The organism is Pelagibacterium xiamenense (genome assembly GCF_021166475.1).
GTDB lineage: Bacteria > Pseudomonadota > Alphaproteobacteria > Rhizobiales > Devosiaceae > Pelagibacterium > Pelagibacterium xiamenense.
This window is the reverse complement of the sequence record NZ_JAJOYS010000003.1, coordinates 433385-447027: the sequence shown is the minus strand read 5'-3', so window position 1 is coordinate 447027 and position 13643 is coordinate 433385. Positions and strand designations below refer to the sequence as shown.

18 protein-coding genes are annotated in these 13643 nt (G+C 62.9%); 12 read left to right on the top strand and 6 right to left on the bottom strand.

Annotated elements, in window-relative coordinates:
• Positions 1–63 precede the first annotated feature (63 nt).
• Positions 64–567, bottom strand: coding sequence for an anthrone oxygenase family protein (locus LSG43_RS14785; protein ID WP_231805543.1), 504 nt, complete (start codon positions 565–567; stop codon positions 64–66).
• A gap of 53 nt (positions 568–620) precedes the next feature.
• The gene (gene ruvX, locus LSG43_RS14780; RefSeq protein WP_231805541.1) at positions 621–1085 is read right to left on the bottom strand and encodes a Holliday junction resolvase RuvX; all 465 of its coding nucleotides are present in this window, start codon (positions 1083–1085) and stop codon (positions 621–623) included.
• 80 nt (positions 1086–1165) lie between these two features.
• Between ruvX and LSG43_RS14775 the strand changes: the two genes are divergently transcribed.
• The 6 genes from LSG43_RS14775 (at position 1166) to LSG43_RS14750 (ending at position 5230) form a co-directional block, all read left to right on the top strand.
• Positions 1166–1699, top strand: a complete 534-nt coding sequence (locus LSG43_RS14775) for a hypothetical protein (RefSeq protein ID WP_231805539.1) — start codon at positions 1166–1168, stop codon at positions 1697–1699.
• 127 nt (positions 1700–1826) lie between these two features.
• Positions 1827–2114, top strand: coding sequence for an Asp-tRNA(Asn)/Glu-tRNA(Gln) amidotransferase subunit GatC (gene gatC, locus LSG43_RS14770; protein ID WP_231805537.1), 288 nt, complete (start codon positions 1827–1829; stop codon positions 2112–2114).
• Between the two features lie 6 nt (positions 2115–2120).
• On the top strand, positions 2121–2588 hold the full coding sequence (locus LSG43_RS14765; RefSeq protein WP_231805535.1) for a GNAT family N-acetyltransferase: 468 nt from the start codon (positions 2121–2123) through the stop codon (positions 2586–2588).
• A 12-nt stretch (positions 2589–2600) separates the two neighbouring features.
• Positions 2601–4085, top strand: a complete 1485-nt coding sequence (gene gatA / locus LSG43_RS14760) for an Asp-tRNA(Asn)/Glu-tRNA(Gln) amidotransferase subunit GatA (RefSeq protein ID WP_231805533.1) — start codon at positions 2601–2603, stop codon at positions 4083–4085.
• Positions 4079–4843 (top strand): pentapeptide repeat-containing protein, encoded by a 765-nt coding sequence (locus LSG43_RS14755; protein ID WP_231805531.1) that lies wholly within the window; start codon positions 4079–4081, stop codon positions 4841–4843. Before gatA ends, LSG43_RS14755 begins: the two co-directional genes overlap by 7 nt.
• Positions 4844–4912: 69 nt before the next feature.
• On the top strand, positions 4913–5230 hold the full coding sequence (locus LSG43_RS14750; RefSeq protein ID WP_231805529.1) for a hypothetical protein: 318 nt from the start codon (positions 4913–4915) through the stop codon (positions 5228–5230).
• A 56-nt stretch (positions 5231–5286) separates the two neighbouring features.
• Here LSG43_RS14750 and LSG43_RS14745 read toward each other — a convergent pair whose 3' ends face one another.
• Entirely contained in the window at positions 5287–5544 is a 258-nt protein-coding gene (locus LSG43_RS14745; protein ID WP_231805527.1) for a YjhX family toxin, read from the bottom strand.
• Positions 5545–5826: 282 nt separating this feature from the next.
• Here LSG43_RS14745 and LSG43_RS14740 point away from each other — a divergent pair, with 282 nt between their 5' ends.
• The 4 genes from LSG43_RS14740 (at position 5827) to LSG43_RS14725 (ending at position 8685) form a co-directional block, all read left to right on the top strand.
• Positions 5827–6141: a chorismate mutase gene (locus tag LSG43_RS14740; RefSeq protein ID WP_231805525.1), complete on the top strand. Its 315-nt coding sequence runs from the start codon at positions 5827–5829 to the stop codon at positions 6139–6141.
• A gap of 8 nt (positions 6142–6149) precedes the next feature.
• On the top strand, positions 6150–6665 hold the full coding sequence (locus LSG43_RS14735; protein WP_231805523.1) for a GNAT family N-acetyltransferase: 516 nt from the start codon (positions 6150–6152) through the stop codon (positions 6663–6665).
• Between the two features lie 89 nt (positions 6666–6754).
• Positions 6755–8239 carry an Asp-tRNA(Asn)/Glu-tRNA(Gln) amidotransferase subunit GatB gene (gene gatB, locus LSG43_RS14730; protein WP_231805521.1) on the top strand — a complete coding sequence of 495 codons (1485 nt, stop codon included), beginning with the start codon at positions 6755–6757 and terminating at the stop codon, positions 8237–8239.
• Between the two features lie 44 nt (positions 8240–8283).
• Positions 8284–8685 carry a VOC family protein gene (locus LSG43_RS14725; protein ID WP_231805519.1) on the top strand — a complete coding sequence of 134 codons (402 nt, stop codon included), beginning with the start codon at positions 8284–8286 and terminating at the stop codon, positions 8683–8685.
• Between the two features lie 261 nt (positions 8686–8946).
• Here LSG43_RS14725 and LSG43_RS14720 read toward each other — a convergent pair whose 3' ends face one another.
• The 3 genes from LSG43_RS14720 to purM all read right to left on the bottom strand — a co-directional run bounded on the left by LSG43_RS14720 (position 8947) and on the right by purM (position 11654).
• The gene (locus LSG43_RS14720; protein WP_231805517.1) at positions 8947–9846 is read right to left on the bottom strand and encodes a DMT family transporter; all 900 of its coding nucleotides are present in this window, start codon (positions 9844–9846) and stop codon (positions 8947–8949) included.
• A gap of 111 nt (positions 9847–9957) precedes the next feature.
• Complete coding sequence (gene purN / locus LSG43_RS14715) at positions 9958–10581, bottom strand: phosphoribosylglycinamide formyltransferase (protein ID WP_231805515.1); 624 nt, start codon at positions 10579–10581, stop codon at positions 9958–9960.
• Complete coding sequence (gene purM, locus LSG43_RS14710; RefSeq protein WP_231805513.1) at positions 10578–11654, bottom strand: phosphoribosylformylglycinamidine cyclo-ligase; 1077 nt, start codon at positions 11652–11654, stop codon at positions 10578–10580. Before purM ends, purN begins: the two co-directional genes overlap by 4 nt.
• A 134-nt stretch (positions 11655–11788) precedes the next feature.
• Between purM and LSG43_RS14705 the strand changes: the two genes are divergently transcribed.
• Positions 11789–12904 (top strand): AI-2E family transporter, encoded by a 1116-nt coding sequence (locus LSG43_RS14705; RefSeq protein WP_231805511.1) that lies wholly within the window; start codon positions 11789–11791, stop codon positions 12902–12904.
• Positions 12885–13640 carry a P-loop NTPase family protein gene (locus LSG43_RS14700; protein WP_231805509.1) on the top strand — a complete coding sequence of 252 codons (756 nt, stop codon included), beginning with the start codon at positions 12885–12887 and terminating at the stop codon, positions 13638–13640. The genes LSG43_RS14705 and LSG43_RS14700 overlap by 20 nt, the downstream gene beginning before the upstream one ends.
• Positions 13641–13643: the final 3 nt, after the last annotated feature.

Genomic DNA, 13643 nt, shown 5'->3' with positions numbered 1-13643 from the left:
TCCCACTGCGACTAGCGGTGCGTACCCCAAGGCCCGTCCAACGGCAAGACCCTGCTGGTGTTTTTACGCCGAAGCGCGCCCAGCGAGAAATAGCGCGAGGCCGCATAGCAGGGCAGAAGCGATGCTGGCGATCGTGCGGATGTGGTTCCACCAGGTCCAGCGGGTCGAATAGTCCATCCAGAGCGCGCGGGCGGCTTCGGCGTCCAGCGGGATCGATTCGCGGCCGAGCGCTTCGTTCATTGGCACGTTGACGGCGACAGTGATGCCGAAGGCGCCGATGAGGTAGCAGAGGCCGGCAAGACCGAAGACGACGCCGACGTCGCGCATACCCATCGCCCAGAAGACGATTGCGGCGAGGACGGCGAAGACCGGGGCGCCGAAAAAGCTGGGGAAGAACCAAGCATTCTGGATCACCGTATTGATCTTCTGCATGCCGTCGATAGCCGAACCCGGCGCGGCGGCGTCGAAGCCCCACATCACAGAGACGGAATAGGAAAAGAAAAAGCCTGCCATGATGGCACTGGTGAGGAGTGCCAGGGTCGCCAATATGCCTGCAAGATACGTCATGTTACCCCCCGCTTGCTGCGCCCATATCCCACTGGCTTCGCGGGATGATGGTGCTACCCCTTCCGCAGGCGCTCGAGCGCGCCCTGCAAAATGTAGCTCGCCGCGAGCTTGTCGACCACCTCGGCCTGGCGGGCGCGCGAGAGGTCGGCTTCGAGCATGGTGCGGGTTACCGCCATGGTTGATAGCCGTTCGTCCCAGAAGGCGATGGGGAGGGCGGTCTTCTGCGCAAAATTGCGGGCAAAGGCGCGGGCGGATTGGGCGCGGGGGCCTTCGGTGCCGTCCATGTTGAGCGGCAGGCCGATAACGATGCCTGTGACGTTGTTTTGCGCGATGAGTGCAAGGAGGCGGTCGGCGTCGGCGGTGAATTTCGTGCGCTTGATGGTTTCGACCGGCGAGGCGGAATAGCGCATGGCGTCCGAGATTGCGACGCCGATGGTCTTTGTGCCCAGGTCGAGGCCCATGAGCTTGCCCGAGGGGGGCAGGGCGGCGAGCGGGTTGGCGATGTCATCGTCGGTCATTGCGGGGCTTTCTTGCCGGGCGGTGTTTATCGGCTTATCAGCGTGCTTGGGCACAAATGCAAGGATGGAGCGTTGGAGCGATGAAACTGACGTGGTTCGCCGGCATGACATTCCGGCTGCATATCGCCGGTGAGATCGTAGTTACCGATCCCGAAGATGCGCCCGAGACGGTGGACAGCACCGAATTGAAGAGCGGGGCGGACTGGGTGGTCCATAGTCTGGGATCCGGCCTCGCCGGGTTCGATCCGGAGGTCTGGAAGCCGCGCCGGGCCGGACGGTTGATCGACGCCGATACCAGTACGCCGAAGCTCAATGTCTTCCGGTTCGGTCGCGGGTTCGTACTCGACGCGCCAGATGAGGGGCTTGTGGTCGTGCTCGACAGTGACGCGCCTGCCGATATCGTCTGGGGCCGCTGGGCCGACAACGCGATCGTGGTCCTGGGCGGCGGCGCGGCGGGAGCGGTCGGGCGTGCGGCGCTTGAGGGGGCGCGGCCCAAGCTGATCGCGCTTGCGGGCGCCGGCGCGGAGGCGGACGCGGCATTCGCCACGTTGGCACCGCTTGTCGGTAGTGCCGGATTGACCGTTCTCGAGCCCGGTCTGGCGGTGGAAGTCTGATTGCAGGGATAAAAGGCTCTTATCCATCGGCCCGAATTGTGACTTGGCGATTGCCAGCAGCATTGGCGCGTTGCTAAAAGGCGCCGATACCACGTAGCAATTCCCGCTCAAGCGCAGGAGAATATCCATGTCGGTCGATGCCGATACCGTGCGGCGCATTGGTCATTTGGCCCGAATCCGCATTTCCGACGACGAAGTTGCCGCCTACGAAGGCGAGCTCAATGCCATTCTCGGGTTTGTCGAGCAATTGAGCGAAGTCGATGTCAGCGGCGTCGAGCCGATGACCTCGGTGACCCCGATGGTGCTGCGCCGGCGCGCGGACGGGGTGACCGATGGCGGTTATCCCGAAAAGGTCGTGGCCAACGCGCCGCTTTCGGAAGACAATTTCTTCATGGTGCCCAAGGTCGTGGAGTAAGACCCGATGGCCATCACGATCGCTATCGAAACACCGTTGCAGGACGACGTGCGCGCGCTTGTCAAAGCGCTCAACGCGTACCTCAATCCGCTTTCGCCCCCCGAGTTCCAGTTCCAGATGACCGTCGAGCAGATGGCAGGGGAGGATACCACCCTGTTCATCGCGCGCGACGATAGCGGACGGGCCGTGGGCATGGGGGCGCTCAAGGTGTTCGACGGCGACATGGCCGAGATCAAGCGCATGTACACGCTTCCCGAAGTCAGGGGGCAGCGTGTGGGCGTCGTGCTTTTGGAGGCGATCGAAGCCCTGGCCCGCGAAAAGGGAATTAGAATTCTCAAGCTCGAAACCGGGAGCGTCGCCGGGTTCGAGCCGGCGTGGCGGCTCTATGAGCGCGGCGGGTTCGCCCGGTGCGGCGCGTTTCTCGACTATCCAGACAGCGAATATTCCGCCTTCTACGAGAAGGCCCTGGTTTAAGGACTTTTCCCAGTGACCGATCTTACCCGTTTGAGCCTCAAGGACTTGCGCGACGGCATCGCGCGGAAGGACTTTACCTCGCTTGAAGCGACCGATGCCTATGTCGGCGCGATCGAGGCGGCGAATGACAAACTCAACGCCTACGTCGCGGTGACGGCCGATCAGGCGCGCGCGATGGCGAAGGCGAGCGACGAGAGGATCGCCAAGGGCGAGGGCGGAGCGCTCGAGGGCGTGCCGCTCGGGATCAAGGACCTGTTTGCGACCAAGGGCGTACACACGCAGGCGGCAAGCCATATCCTCGATGGGTTCAAGCCCGAGTACGAATCGACGGTGACCGCCAATCTCTGGGGCGACGGCGCGGTGATGCTGGGCAAGCTCAACATGGACGAGTTCGCCATGGGTTCGTCCAACGAGACGTCCTACTACGGCCCGGTGGTGAACCCCTGGCGAGGTGCGGGCGGCAACAAGGACCTGGTGCCGGGCGGGTCGTCGGGCGGATCGGCTGCGGCGGTTTCCGCATGGCTTTGCGCCGGGGCGACGGCGACGGATACGGGCGGGTCGATCCGGCAGCCGGCGGCCTTTACCGGGACAGTCGGGATCAAACCGACATACGGGCGCTGCTCGCGCTGGGGGATCGTGGCGTTCGCCTCATCGCTCGATCAGGCCGGGCCGATCGCGCGGACGGTCGAGGACAGCGCAATCCTGCTGCAGTCGATGGCCGGGTTCGACCCCAAGGATTCCACGAGCGCAGAGCTGGCGGTACCCGATTTCGCCGCGGCGGTGGAGCGTGGGGTCAAGGGGCTGACCATCGGCGTTCCGAAGGAATACCGGATGGACGGGATGCCCGAGGAGATCGAAACGCTCTGGCATCAGGGGCTCGAATGGCTCAAGGCCGAGGGCGCGACGGTCAAGGACATTTCGCTGCCGCATACGAAATATGCGCTGCCCGCCTACTATATCGTGGCGCCGGCGGAGGCGTCCTCGAACCTGGCGCGGTATGACGGGGTGAAGTACGGCTTGCGGGTCTCGGGCAAGGATATCACCGATCTTTACGAACTCACCCGCGCCGAAGGGTTCGGGCGCGAGGTCAAGCGGCGCGTGATGATCGGGACCTACGTGCTCTCGGCGGGGTATTACGATGCCTATTACGTCCGGGCGCAGAAGGTCCGCACGCTCATCAAAAAGGATTTCGAGGATGCGTTCGCCGGCGGCGTCGACGCCATTCTGACGCCGGCGACGCCGTCGGCGGCATTCGGGATCGCCGATCAGGATCTTCACGCCGATCCGGTAAAGATGTACCTCAACGACATCTTCACGGTGACGGTCAACATGGCCGGCCTGCCCGGCATCGCGGTACCGGCGGGCAAGGACGGGCAGGGGTTGCCGCTGGGACTGCAGCTTATCGGCAAGCCGTTCGACGAGGAGACGCTCTTTGCCGCGGGCCGCGTAATCGAAAAGAGCGCCGGCCAGGACTTCACCCCCGAGAAGTGGTGGTGATCGCCCAGGGCGATTTCAGGACGTTGATCGCGGCCGGGCAGCCGGTCGAAGGTGCCGATCTGTCGGGGATCGACTGGTCCGATCTGCCAGCCGGCGAGATTGTGATGCGCGATTGCACGGTTTCCGGCGTGCGTATGGTCGAGGCCGATCTTTCCGGCGCGCTGTTCGCGGGGTGCCGGTTCACCAGGGCCGGGTTTCCCGGCGCGAACTTGACCGATGCCGTCTTCCGCAACTGCACGTTCTTCGATGCCGAAAGCGGCGAGGGGTGCGACTTTTCGCGGGCCGATCTCGAAGGCGCGGTCTTTGAGGGCGGCAACCTCGCGGTGAGCCGGTTTGCGCATGCGCGGCTTTACGATGCCGCGTTCCGGCGGTGCAAGGCGCAGGGGGTGGACTTCGAAGGCGCGGACTTCTCCAGGACGATCGGGGGGCGGACGGCGATCTCCCGCGTCGTTTTCGAGATGGCGATCCTCGATATGGCGTCGTTTCGAGGCACGAGGCTCGACGATTGCATCTTCGCCGAGTGCAGTTTGAGGCAATCCGACTTCAGCGGATCGTCGCTGGCAAGCGCGGACTTGCGCGGAAGTGACCTGTCCGAAGCCAATTTCACCAACGTCGTTCTGGACAACGCCGATCTGCGCGGCGCGACGGTTTTCGGGCTCGATGTGACGCGCCTGGCGAGCTTCGAAGGCGTCAAGTTGACGCCGGACCAATTGGCTGACGTTGTCAGGCCGCTCGGCATACGGGTCTTTCCGCGGTAGCGGACGGATATTGCGCTGGCCGTTCCAAGTGTCTAACTGGGATCGAGACGAAGCATTCCTGAGAGCATCATGGCATCGAATATCTTCACCACCCTCGACTGGTCCGAGCCGCCCAAGGATCTGAGCCTGCCGCTGCAGGCGCTGTGGTGGGTCAAGAAAGGCGAGTTCCGCATGGGACCCGAATGGGAAGAGGCGCACCGGATCGTCCAGCAGATGGAGGGCGTCGAGGCGTTCGACTGGGTACACGCGCTCCTGCACTGGATCGAGGCGGATATGGGTAATGCGGACTATTGGTATCGCCGCGCCGGCAAGAGGCGTTCGACACCTTCGGTGGCCAAGGAATGGGAGCACATGGCGCTGACGCTGAGCGAAGGCGGACAGCAATAAGCCATGATTTGACTGGCCGGTGCGCGGCGTGAGTTGGCTCGCCGCGCACCGCGCCGCTACCGGTTGTCGGGCTGGCTGCGCACCAGTGCGATGCCTCGACGGGTGATGCGGTAGGGGCCGCCTTTGTGCGAGGCGATCGTCTTGCGCCGCAGGAGCTTTTGGAAGAGCGGCAAATCGCATTGGGTCATGAGCCAGCCGTCTCGGTTGTAGCACTCGATGCCGGTGATTTTGCCGCGTTCGTTCTTGAGCGGCACGATGTGGCCGCCCTGCGCGAGTGCGTGCAGCACCCGCTGTTCGTCTCTGGAGATATCCATTCGGGGTAAGTCTGTCTGCTGGTAGGCGGTGCGCTCAACGCGCCTGCCGCCGGTCAAACGGCCTCGCTCCGCCCGCGATACGCAAGGCGGCATGAGGGGTTCGAAATATCAGCCCCGTCCTTGCAGACGAGGCCTCAGCAGAGCTCAGACAGTTTAAACATACGGCGCAAGGCTAGCGCGGCTGCCGCGGTCTGGGAAGAAAGCGTGCGTCATGTGGTTGTTTTTCCGCGCACGCCGATGCACACCTGCATCACTTAAATGGCAGAACAACGGATTTGACACATGACCGCTAGCAAAACGCCCACCGAATGCGAAACCAAGGAGGACGTGCGCGCCGAGATCGACCGAATCGATCGGGAGCTTCTTGCGCTTTTCGCGGAACGGCACGGCTATGTGACGCGCATGGCGGAGATCAAGACCGACCCGCACGAAGCCTACGACCCCGCCCGGATCGAAGCGATCATCTCCAAGGTGCGCGAGCGGGCGGTTGGGCTCGAGCTCGACGAGGATCAGGCCGAGCTGATCTGGCGTACATTAATTGATTGGAATATAAACTACGAAAAGGGCATCATTATCGGACGAACGCGTCATCGGTAGGAGCCAGCATGCTCGACCACATCACATTGCGGCGTGCCTCGATTGCGGAAGCGGACAAGCTCGGCAAGCTGGCGTTTGCCGCGTGGGATTCGAGTATGCGCCACATTCTCGATGCGGACAGCGATGCAGGGCTCGAGGCAGACCGGCAAGCGCTTCTTCTCGCCTTCCAGCTCTTCTGCATCAATGCCTCGCACGCAATCACGGTGGCCGAGGACGAAGGCGCGCTGATCGGTTGGGGCGCGCGCGAACCCATGAGTGCCTATATCTCGGATCTCTGGGTCGCTCCGGCCTTTCAGCGGCACGGGGTCGGGCGGTCGCTGCTGCATGCGGTCGAGCACGACATCTTCAAGTCCGGTCACGACGTTGCGGTCCTTGAAACGCATGCGGAGAATGGGGGTGCGATCCGGTTTTATGCCCGCGAGGGGTATGAGATCGTCTGGCGCGGGGTCAAGTTCTCGCGGCTTTTGGGCCAACGCATCGAAAAAGTGCGCATGGAAAAGCAACTGGTGGTCATGACCCACTAGTCTGCCCGCCGCATTTCCGCTATCCCCACCTTGATTGTTCCCGCGCATTCCGCGCAGCGCTTGTTGAATCCGAATAGGCCGAATTTCGCATGAGCATTGTCGATACCCGCACGCCCAACCCGAAATATTTCATTGCCGGGGCGACCGGCGATTGGGAAATGGTCATCGGGATGGAGGTGCACGCGCAGGTCACCTCCGAAGCCAAGCTGTTCTCGGGCTCTTCGACGGAATTCGGCCGGCCGCCCAATTCCAATGTGAGTTTCGTCGACGCGGCGATGCCGGGCATGCTGCCGGTCATCAACGACGAGTGCGTGCGCCAGGCGGTGCGGACGGGACTGGGTCTGAAGGCCAAGATCAACAAGCGCTCGGTCTTCGACCGGAAGAACTATTTCTATCCCGACCTGCCGCAGGGGTATCAGATATCGCAGTACAAGGACCCGATCGTGGGGGAGGGCAAGGTGTTGCTCGACCTCGGCGAGGACGGGGAGGTCGAGATCGGGATCGAGCGGCTGCACCTCGAGCAGGACGCGGGTAAGTCGATCCACGACCAGCACCCCAATATGAGCTTCGTCGACCTCAACCGTTCGGGTGTGGCGCTGATGGAGATCGTTTCCAAACCCGATCTGCGGTCGTCGGACGAGGCCAAGGCCTATCTTTCCAAGCTGCGGACCATCCTGCGGTACCTCGGGACCTGTGACGGAAACATGGAGCAGGGCTCCATGCGCGCGGACATCAACGTATCGGTGCGCCGGCCGGGCGGCGAATTCGGTACGCGGTGCGAGATCAAGAACGTCAACTCGGTGCGGTTTGCCGGGCAGGCGATCGAATACGAGGCGCGCCGGCAGATCGACATTCTCGAAGACGGCGGCGTCATCGATCAGGAAACGCGGCTGTTCGATCCAAAGAGCGGGCAGACGCGGTCGATGCGATCCAAGGAGGAGGCGCACGATTATCGCTATTTCCCCGATCCCGACCTGCTGCCGCTCGAATTCGACGATGCGTTTATCGACGAACTCGCGGCGCATCTGCCGGAACTGCCCGACGAGAAAAGCGCCCGGTTTATCGAGAGCTACGGGATTTCGCACTACGATGCCAGCGTTCTGGTGGCGGATCGGGATTCGGCGGACTTCTTTGAGTCCGTGGCCAAGGGGCGCGATGGCAAGCTGGCGGCCAACTGGGTTATCAATGAACTGTTCGGCCGGCTCAACAAGGACGGGACCGCGGTGACCGATAGTCCGGTCAGTGCGGATCAACTCGGCGGCATCGTCGATCTCATCTCTAAGGGCGAGATTTCGGGCAAGATCGCAAAGGATCTCTTCGAGATCGTCTGGTCCGAGGGTGGCGATCCGGCGAAGCTTGTCGAAGAGCGCGGGATGAAACAGGTTTCCGATACCGGCGCGATCGAGAAGATCGTCGACGAGATCATCGCTGGGAACCCCGACCAGGTCGAGAAGGTTAAGGACAAGCCGGGACTTCTTGGCTGGTTCGTCGGGCAGGTCATGAAGCAGACCGGCGGCAAGGCCAATCCCCAGGCGGTCAACGAGATTTTGAAGGCGAAGCTCGGCCTGGAGTAAACGTTTGGCGTGCTCCGGGTCCGCGAGGGCGAAGGGAGCACGTCATGACGCAGCGCACAAATCGCATTATCTTCAACATCCTTGCCAAGGATATCGAGGAGACGGCGGCGTTCTACGAGACGCTTTGCGGCCTCAAGCGCATCTACACCAGCGATTGGTATATCGTCCTCTCACCCGATGGCGGGCTCGGAGACGGAGCACTCAATTATGAGCTTGGGATCATCGACGAAGTCCACCGGGTCGTGCCGACGGCATCGCGCGGGATGTTCGCCGGTGGCTATTTGACATTGGTCGTCGACGATGTCGAGCAGGCATTCCTGGAGGCGCGGAGGATGGGTGCTGACGTCGTTCAGGAACCAACGCCGCTCGACTACGGGCAAACCCAGATGATTTTACGCGATCCCAACGGCGTGGTCGTGGATATTTCAACGCCGACAGAACACTAGGTCCGGGAACGGCCCGGCGCGTGTGTTCGTTTTTCGTACGCTACCCAAAGGAGGTTTACGATGACGAGGCCAGCGCCAGAGCCCAATCCGGTTCCGCCGCAGCCGGGCCCCGATCCGGTTCCGCCGCGTCCCGACAGCCCGGTTCCCAATCCGCACGACCCGCAGCCGCCCGTGGAGCCGGGGCAGCCTAGCGAGCCCTACCCGGAAATACCGCCCGAACCCACGCCTGTGCCACCCCGGCCCGAGACGTGGCCGGAGCGGTCATAGCGCGCGTGCGCGTTGCAGCCCCAGCCATTTCGGCAGGCGGCCGTCGATCAGCAGCAGGCCGGTAAAAATCACAAGCATGCCCAAAATGTGCGTGGGCAGAATCACTTCGCCCAAAAGGCTCACGCCGAGGATGATCGCGGAGACCGGGGCGATGAGCGTGGTCGTGGCGAAATTCGTGGCGCCGACGCGCGGCAGGATGCGGTACATGATCTGGAAGGTGAAGGCGGTTGAGATAAGCCCTATGGCGAGCGCGGAGAACCATGTCTCGGGGAGCGTGGGGGTGGGGACGCCTTCGCCGATGAGGGCAACGGGGATGGCTGCCAAGCTGGCGCCCGTAAAGGCGAGGGTCGCGAAGGTCATGGGTTCGACGTGCTTGAAGCTGCGGTTGATGTTGAGCGCCAACGCGTAGCAGAGCGTTGCGAGCAGGCAGGCACCCATGGCCCAGAGGCTGGAATTGCCGCCGCTAGCCAACGCGGGGGAGGCCAGAATAACCGCGCCGGTGAAGCCGAAAACGACGCCAAGGCTTTTCCATCGGGTGGCCTTTTCGCCACCGATCCAGAAATGGGAGACGATGACGGTCATGACCGGTGTGAGCGCGTTGATAATCGCCGCAACACCGCTGGCGAGGTGTGCCTGGGCCAGCGGAAAGAGGCCGAAAGGCAGGGCATAGGACAGGGCGCCGAGGAGCCCCAGTTGCACCCACAACCGGGCATCGCGGGGCAATGGTTTGCGCAACGCGAACTGGATGCCCCAGCAGCCGATGGCGGCAATCCCGACGCGGAACCCCGAGACCCACAAGGGGCCGAGTTCCCGGATCAGCACAGCGTTGAAGATGAAGGAGCAACCCCAGATGGCGCCCAGGGCGATGATCCAGAGCCAGTCGCGAAATGCCATTGGGCATCCTTTGAGCCGTTGAACAGCAAACCGTATGCCTCGCATTCGTGAAAGTCGAAGCACAATTGGCGATGTCAGATATCAATGCCGGTGATGGATGCGACCCGGTTTTTACGCGTCGAGCGGCCGCACCTTATTGAGCCCCGTGTCCAATGCAATCTCGCCTGCGGCAAGCATGCCGAGCGCACGGGGGTAGAGCTTGTGTTCTTCGACGAGGACGCGCGCAGCAAGGACTTCCGGCGTGTCGCCGGGCTGGATCGGGACGCGGGCCTGGGCGATGACAGGACCCTCGTCGAGCCCCGGGGTGACGAAGTGGACCGAGCAGCCGTGTTCGAGGTCGCCCGCGGCGATGGCGCGGGCGTGGGTATCGAGGCCCTTGTATTTGGGCAGGAGCGAGGGGTGGATATTGATGGCCTTGCCCAACCAGCGGGTCGTGAATTCCCTGGTGAGGATGCGCATGAAGCCCGCGAGGCAGACATAGTCCACGCGCCAGCCCTCGAGGATTGCGGTGAGCGCGTTTTCGAAATCGAGGCGGGTTTCGAATTTGCTTTGTGCGAGCGTCGCCGTCGGGATGCCTTCGGCACGGGCGTATTCGAGCCCCGGCGCGGCGGCCCGGTTGGAAAAGACGCCGACGATCTGCGCCGGGTAGTCGGCATTCCTGGCCGCCTCGATCAGGGCCGTCATGTTCGAGCCGCGCCCGGAAATCAGAATTGCGACGCGTTTTTTGCCGCTCATAGGTCAAGCGTGCCCGAGAATTCGACCGCCTCGCCGGACCTCTCAACGAGGTCACCGACGATCGCGGCGGTTTCGCCCTCGGCATTGAGACGGTCGACAAGCGCAGCTGCGTCCTGGGCTCCGACGGCGACGAGCATGCCCACGCCGCAGTTGAACGTGCGCAGCATTTCGCGCTCGGCGATGCCGCCGGATTTGGCGAGCCAGCCAAAGACGGCGGGCACGGTTACGGCGCCGAGTTCCACGCGCGCGGCGAGGTGTGCGGGCAACACGCGCGGGATGTTCTCCTGAAAGCCGCCGCCTGTGATGTGGGCCAGCGCCTTGATCGAGAGGCCCGCCTTGAGGGCGGCAAGGATGGGTTTGACGTAGATCCTGGTCGGTGTGAGGAGAGCCTCGCCCAGGCTCCGTTCGGGCGCGAAGGGCGCCGGATCGGACCACGAGATGCCGGACATGTCGACGATCTTGCGCACAAGCGAAAAGCCGTTCGAGTGTACGCCGGAGGATGCGATGGCAACGAGCTTGTCGCCGGCGGTGATGTCCTTGCGGGGCAGGAGGGCGCTACGTTCGGCGGCTCCGACGGCAAAGCCGGCGAGGTCGTAGTCGTCGCCCGCGTACATACCGGGCATTTCTGCGGTTTCGCCACCGAGTAGCGCGCACCCGGCCTGCCGGCAGCCTTCGGCAATGCCCTCGACGATCGCCGTGCCTTGCTCGACATTGAGCGCTCCGGTGGCGAAATAGTCGAGGAAGAAGAGCGGTTCGGCGCCCTGGACGACGATGTCGTTGACACACATGGCGACCAGGTCGATGCCGACGGTATTGTGCACGCCTGCGTCGATGGCGATGCGCAGCTTGGTGCCGACCCCGTCATTGGCGGCTACGAGAATCGGGTCGGCAAAGCCGGCAGCCTTCAAATCGAACAGTCCACCGAAGCCGCCGATCTCGCCGTCCGCGCCGGGCCGGCGGGTGGATTTGACCGCAGGCTTGATCGCCTCGACAAGGGCGTTGCCGGCGTCGATATCGACCCCGGCCTGCTTGTACGAGAGGCCGTTTGGTGGCACCAAGGGTGAGTCGGACATGGGTCAGGACCATTTCCACTGTGCTGCCCACAGCTTTTGCCCAGGGCAACAGATTGACGTTGATCGCCTCGCATGGGGGCTATAATCGAAGGCTGATAGCGGCTCGCCGCGCATCACGCAAGGATCGTCCCCGCATGACACTGCAGAATCAGATCAAGGCCTGGGTCCTCCTTCTGGCGGTCACCGGGGTCCTGCTGTGGGTATTCCGGGGCATCCTGTTGCCCTTCGTGATCGGGATCACGCTCGCTTATCTGCTCAACCCGATCGTTGAGTGGCTGGAAAAGCACCATGTGCGCCGCGCCATCGGAACGCTTTTTGTCCTTCTGTTGGTGGTGCTCCTGGTTATCGCGGCGGTCCTGCTGATCGTTCCGTTGATCCTCCAGCAGGCGTTCGGATTGCTGCGGAACCTGCCGGGCTATGTCGAGCAGTTGCAGGAGTTCATCGCGACCCAGGCGCCAAGGCTCGAGCAATGGATCGGCACGGACCGCATGCTTGAGCTCGAGCGCGGGCTCGAGCAGATGTTTTCCGACAGCATCGGCATGCTCACCAACATCACCGGCCAGATTGTCCAATCGAGCGTGAGCATCTTCAATACCGTGGGCATCATGATCGTGACGCCGGTGGTGGCGTTCTACGTGCTGGTGGACTGGCAGAAGATGGTCGAAAGTGTCGACAACCTGTTCCCACCCAAGCACAAGGCGGAAATCCGCGCGCTTTTTGCCGACATGGACGTGGCGCTGGCGGGGTTTGTGCGCGGGCAGGGGACCGTGGTTCTCATTCTCGCGATTTACTATGGCGCGGCGCTGTCGCTGGCGGGTCTGAGCTTCGGGCTCGCGATCGGGATTATTGCCGGGCTTTTCAGCTTTATTCCCTATGTCGGGGCGCTGATCGGGTTCGTGCTTTCGATCGGGGTTGCGCTGGTTCAGTTCTGGCCGGACTGGATACCCATATCGATCATCCTCGCGATCTATCTCTTCGGGCAGTTTCTCGAGGGCAACATCCTTTATCCCAAACTCGTCGGGTCGAGTATCGGTGTGCATCCGGTCTGGCTGATGTTCGCGCTTTTCGCCTTTGCCGTGTTGTTCGGCGCCGTCGGTGTTATCGTGGCCGTGCCGCTCGCGGCGATTTCCGGGGTGTTGATGCGCTGGGCGGTGACCAAATACAAGAACAGCCCCCTTTATGACCCCGACTACAAGGTTCTGCAGTCCAGACAGGGCGCGGAGAAGGACGATGCAGGCAAAATCGGTTAAGCCCATGATTGCCGAAGATGCCGACCCGGGCGTGTGGCCTGAGGGCAAGACGCAACTGGTTCTGAATCTCGGGCACGTCGCCGCGCAGACCGCCGACGATTTTATGGTGTGCGAGGGCAATCATCTCGCTTTCGAGCACGTTTGCGCCTTTCCCGACTGGCCCGCGCCGTTGGCGCTCGTCGAAGGGGCTGCAAAATCGGGGAAATCACACCTTGCACGGATCTGGCTGGCGCAGGCGGACGCGGTGGCAGCCGAACCCGATGCGGTCGAGAGCCTTGCGGCCGAAGGCGGGACACGGCCCGTGCTCGTCGAGGATATCGATCGTGCCGGTTATGACGAGGTGGGGCTCTTTCACTTGCTCAACCAGTCGATGCGCGACGAACGGCCGCTGCTGATGACCGCGCGGTCGCCGATCGCCGAATGGCCCTACCGGACCAATGACGTCAAGTCGCGTGCGCGGCTGGCCGCGTGGTTCTCATTAACGGCGCCCGATGACATCTTGTTGTCGCAGATGATGGTGAAACTGTTTGCCGACAGGCAGTTGTCGGTCGATCCGAAGGTGATTTCCTATCTCGTAGCGCGCATGGAGCGGTCAAGTGAGGAAGTCGTCGCTCTGGTTTCGATCGCAGATCGGCTCGCGCTGTCGCGCGGCCGGGCGGTAACGCGCGCGATCGCCGCCGAGGCGCTGGCGCTGCGTGCCGCTGCCCGCGCGGACAAACCGGACACGGAAAGCTGAGGA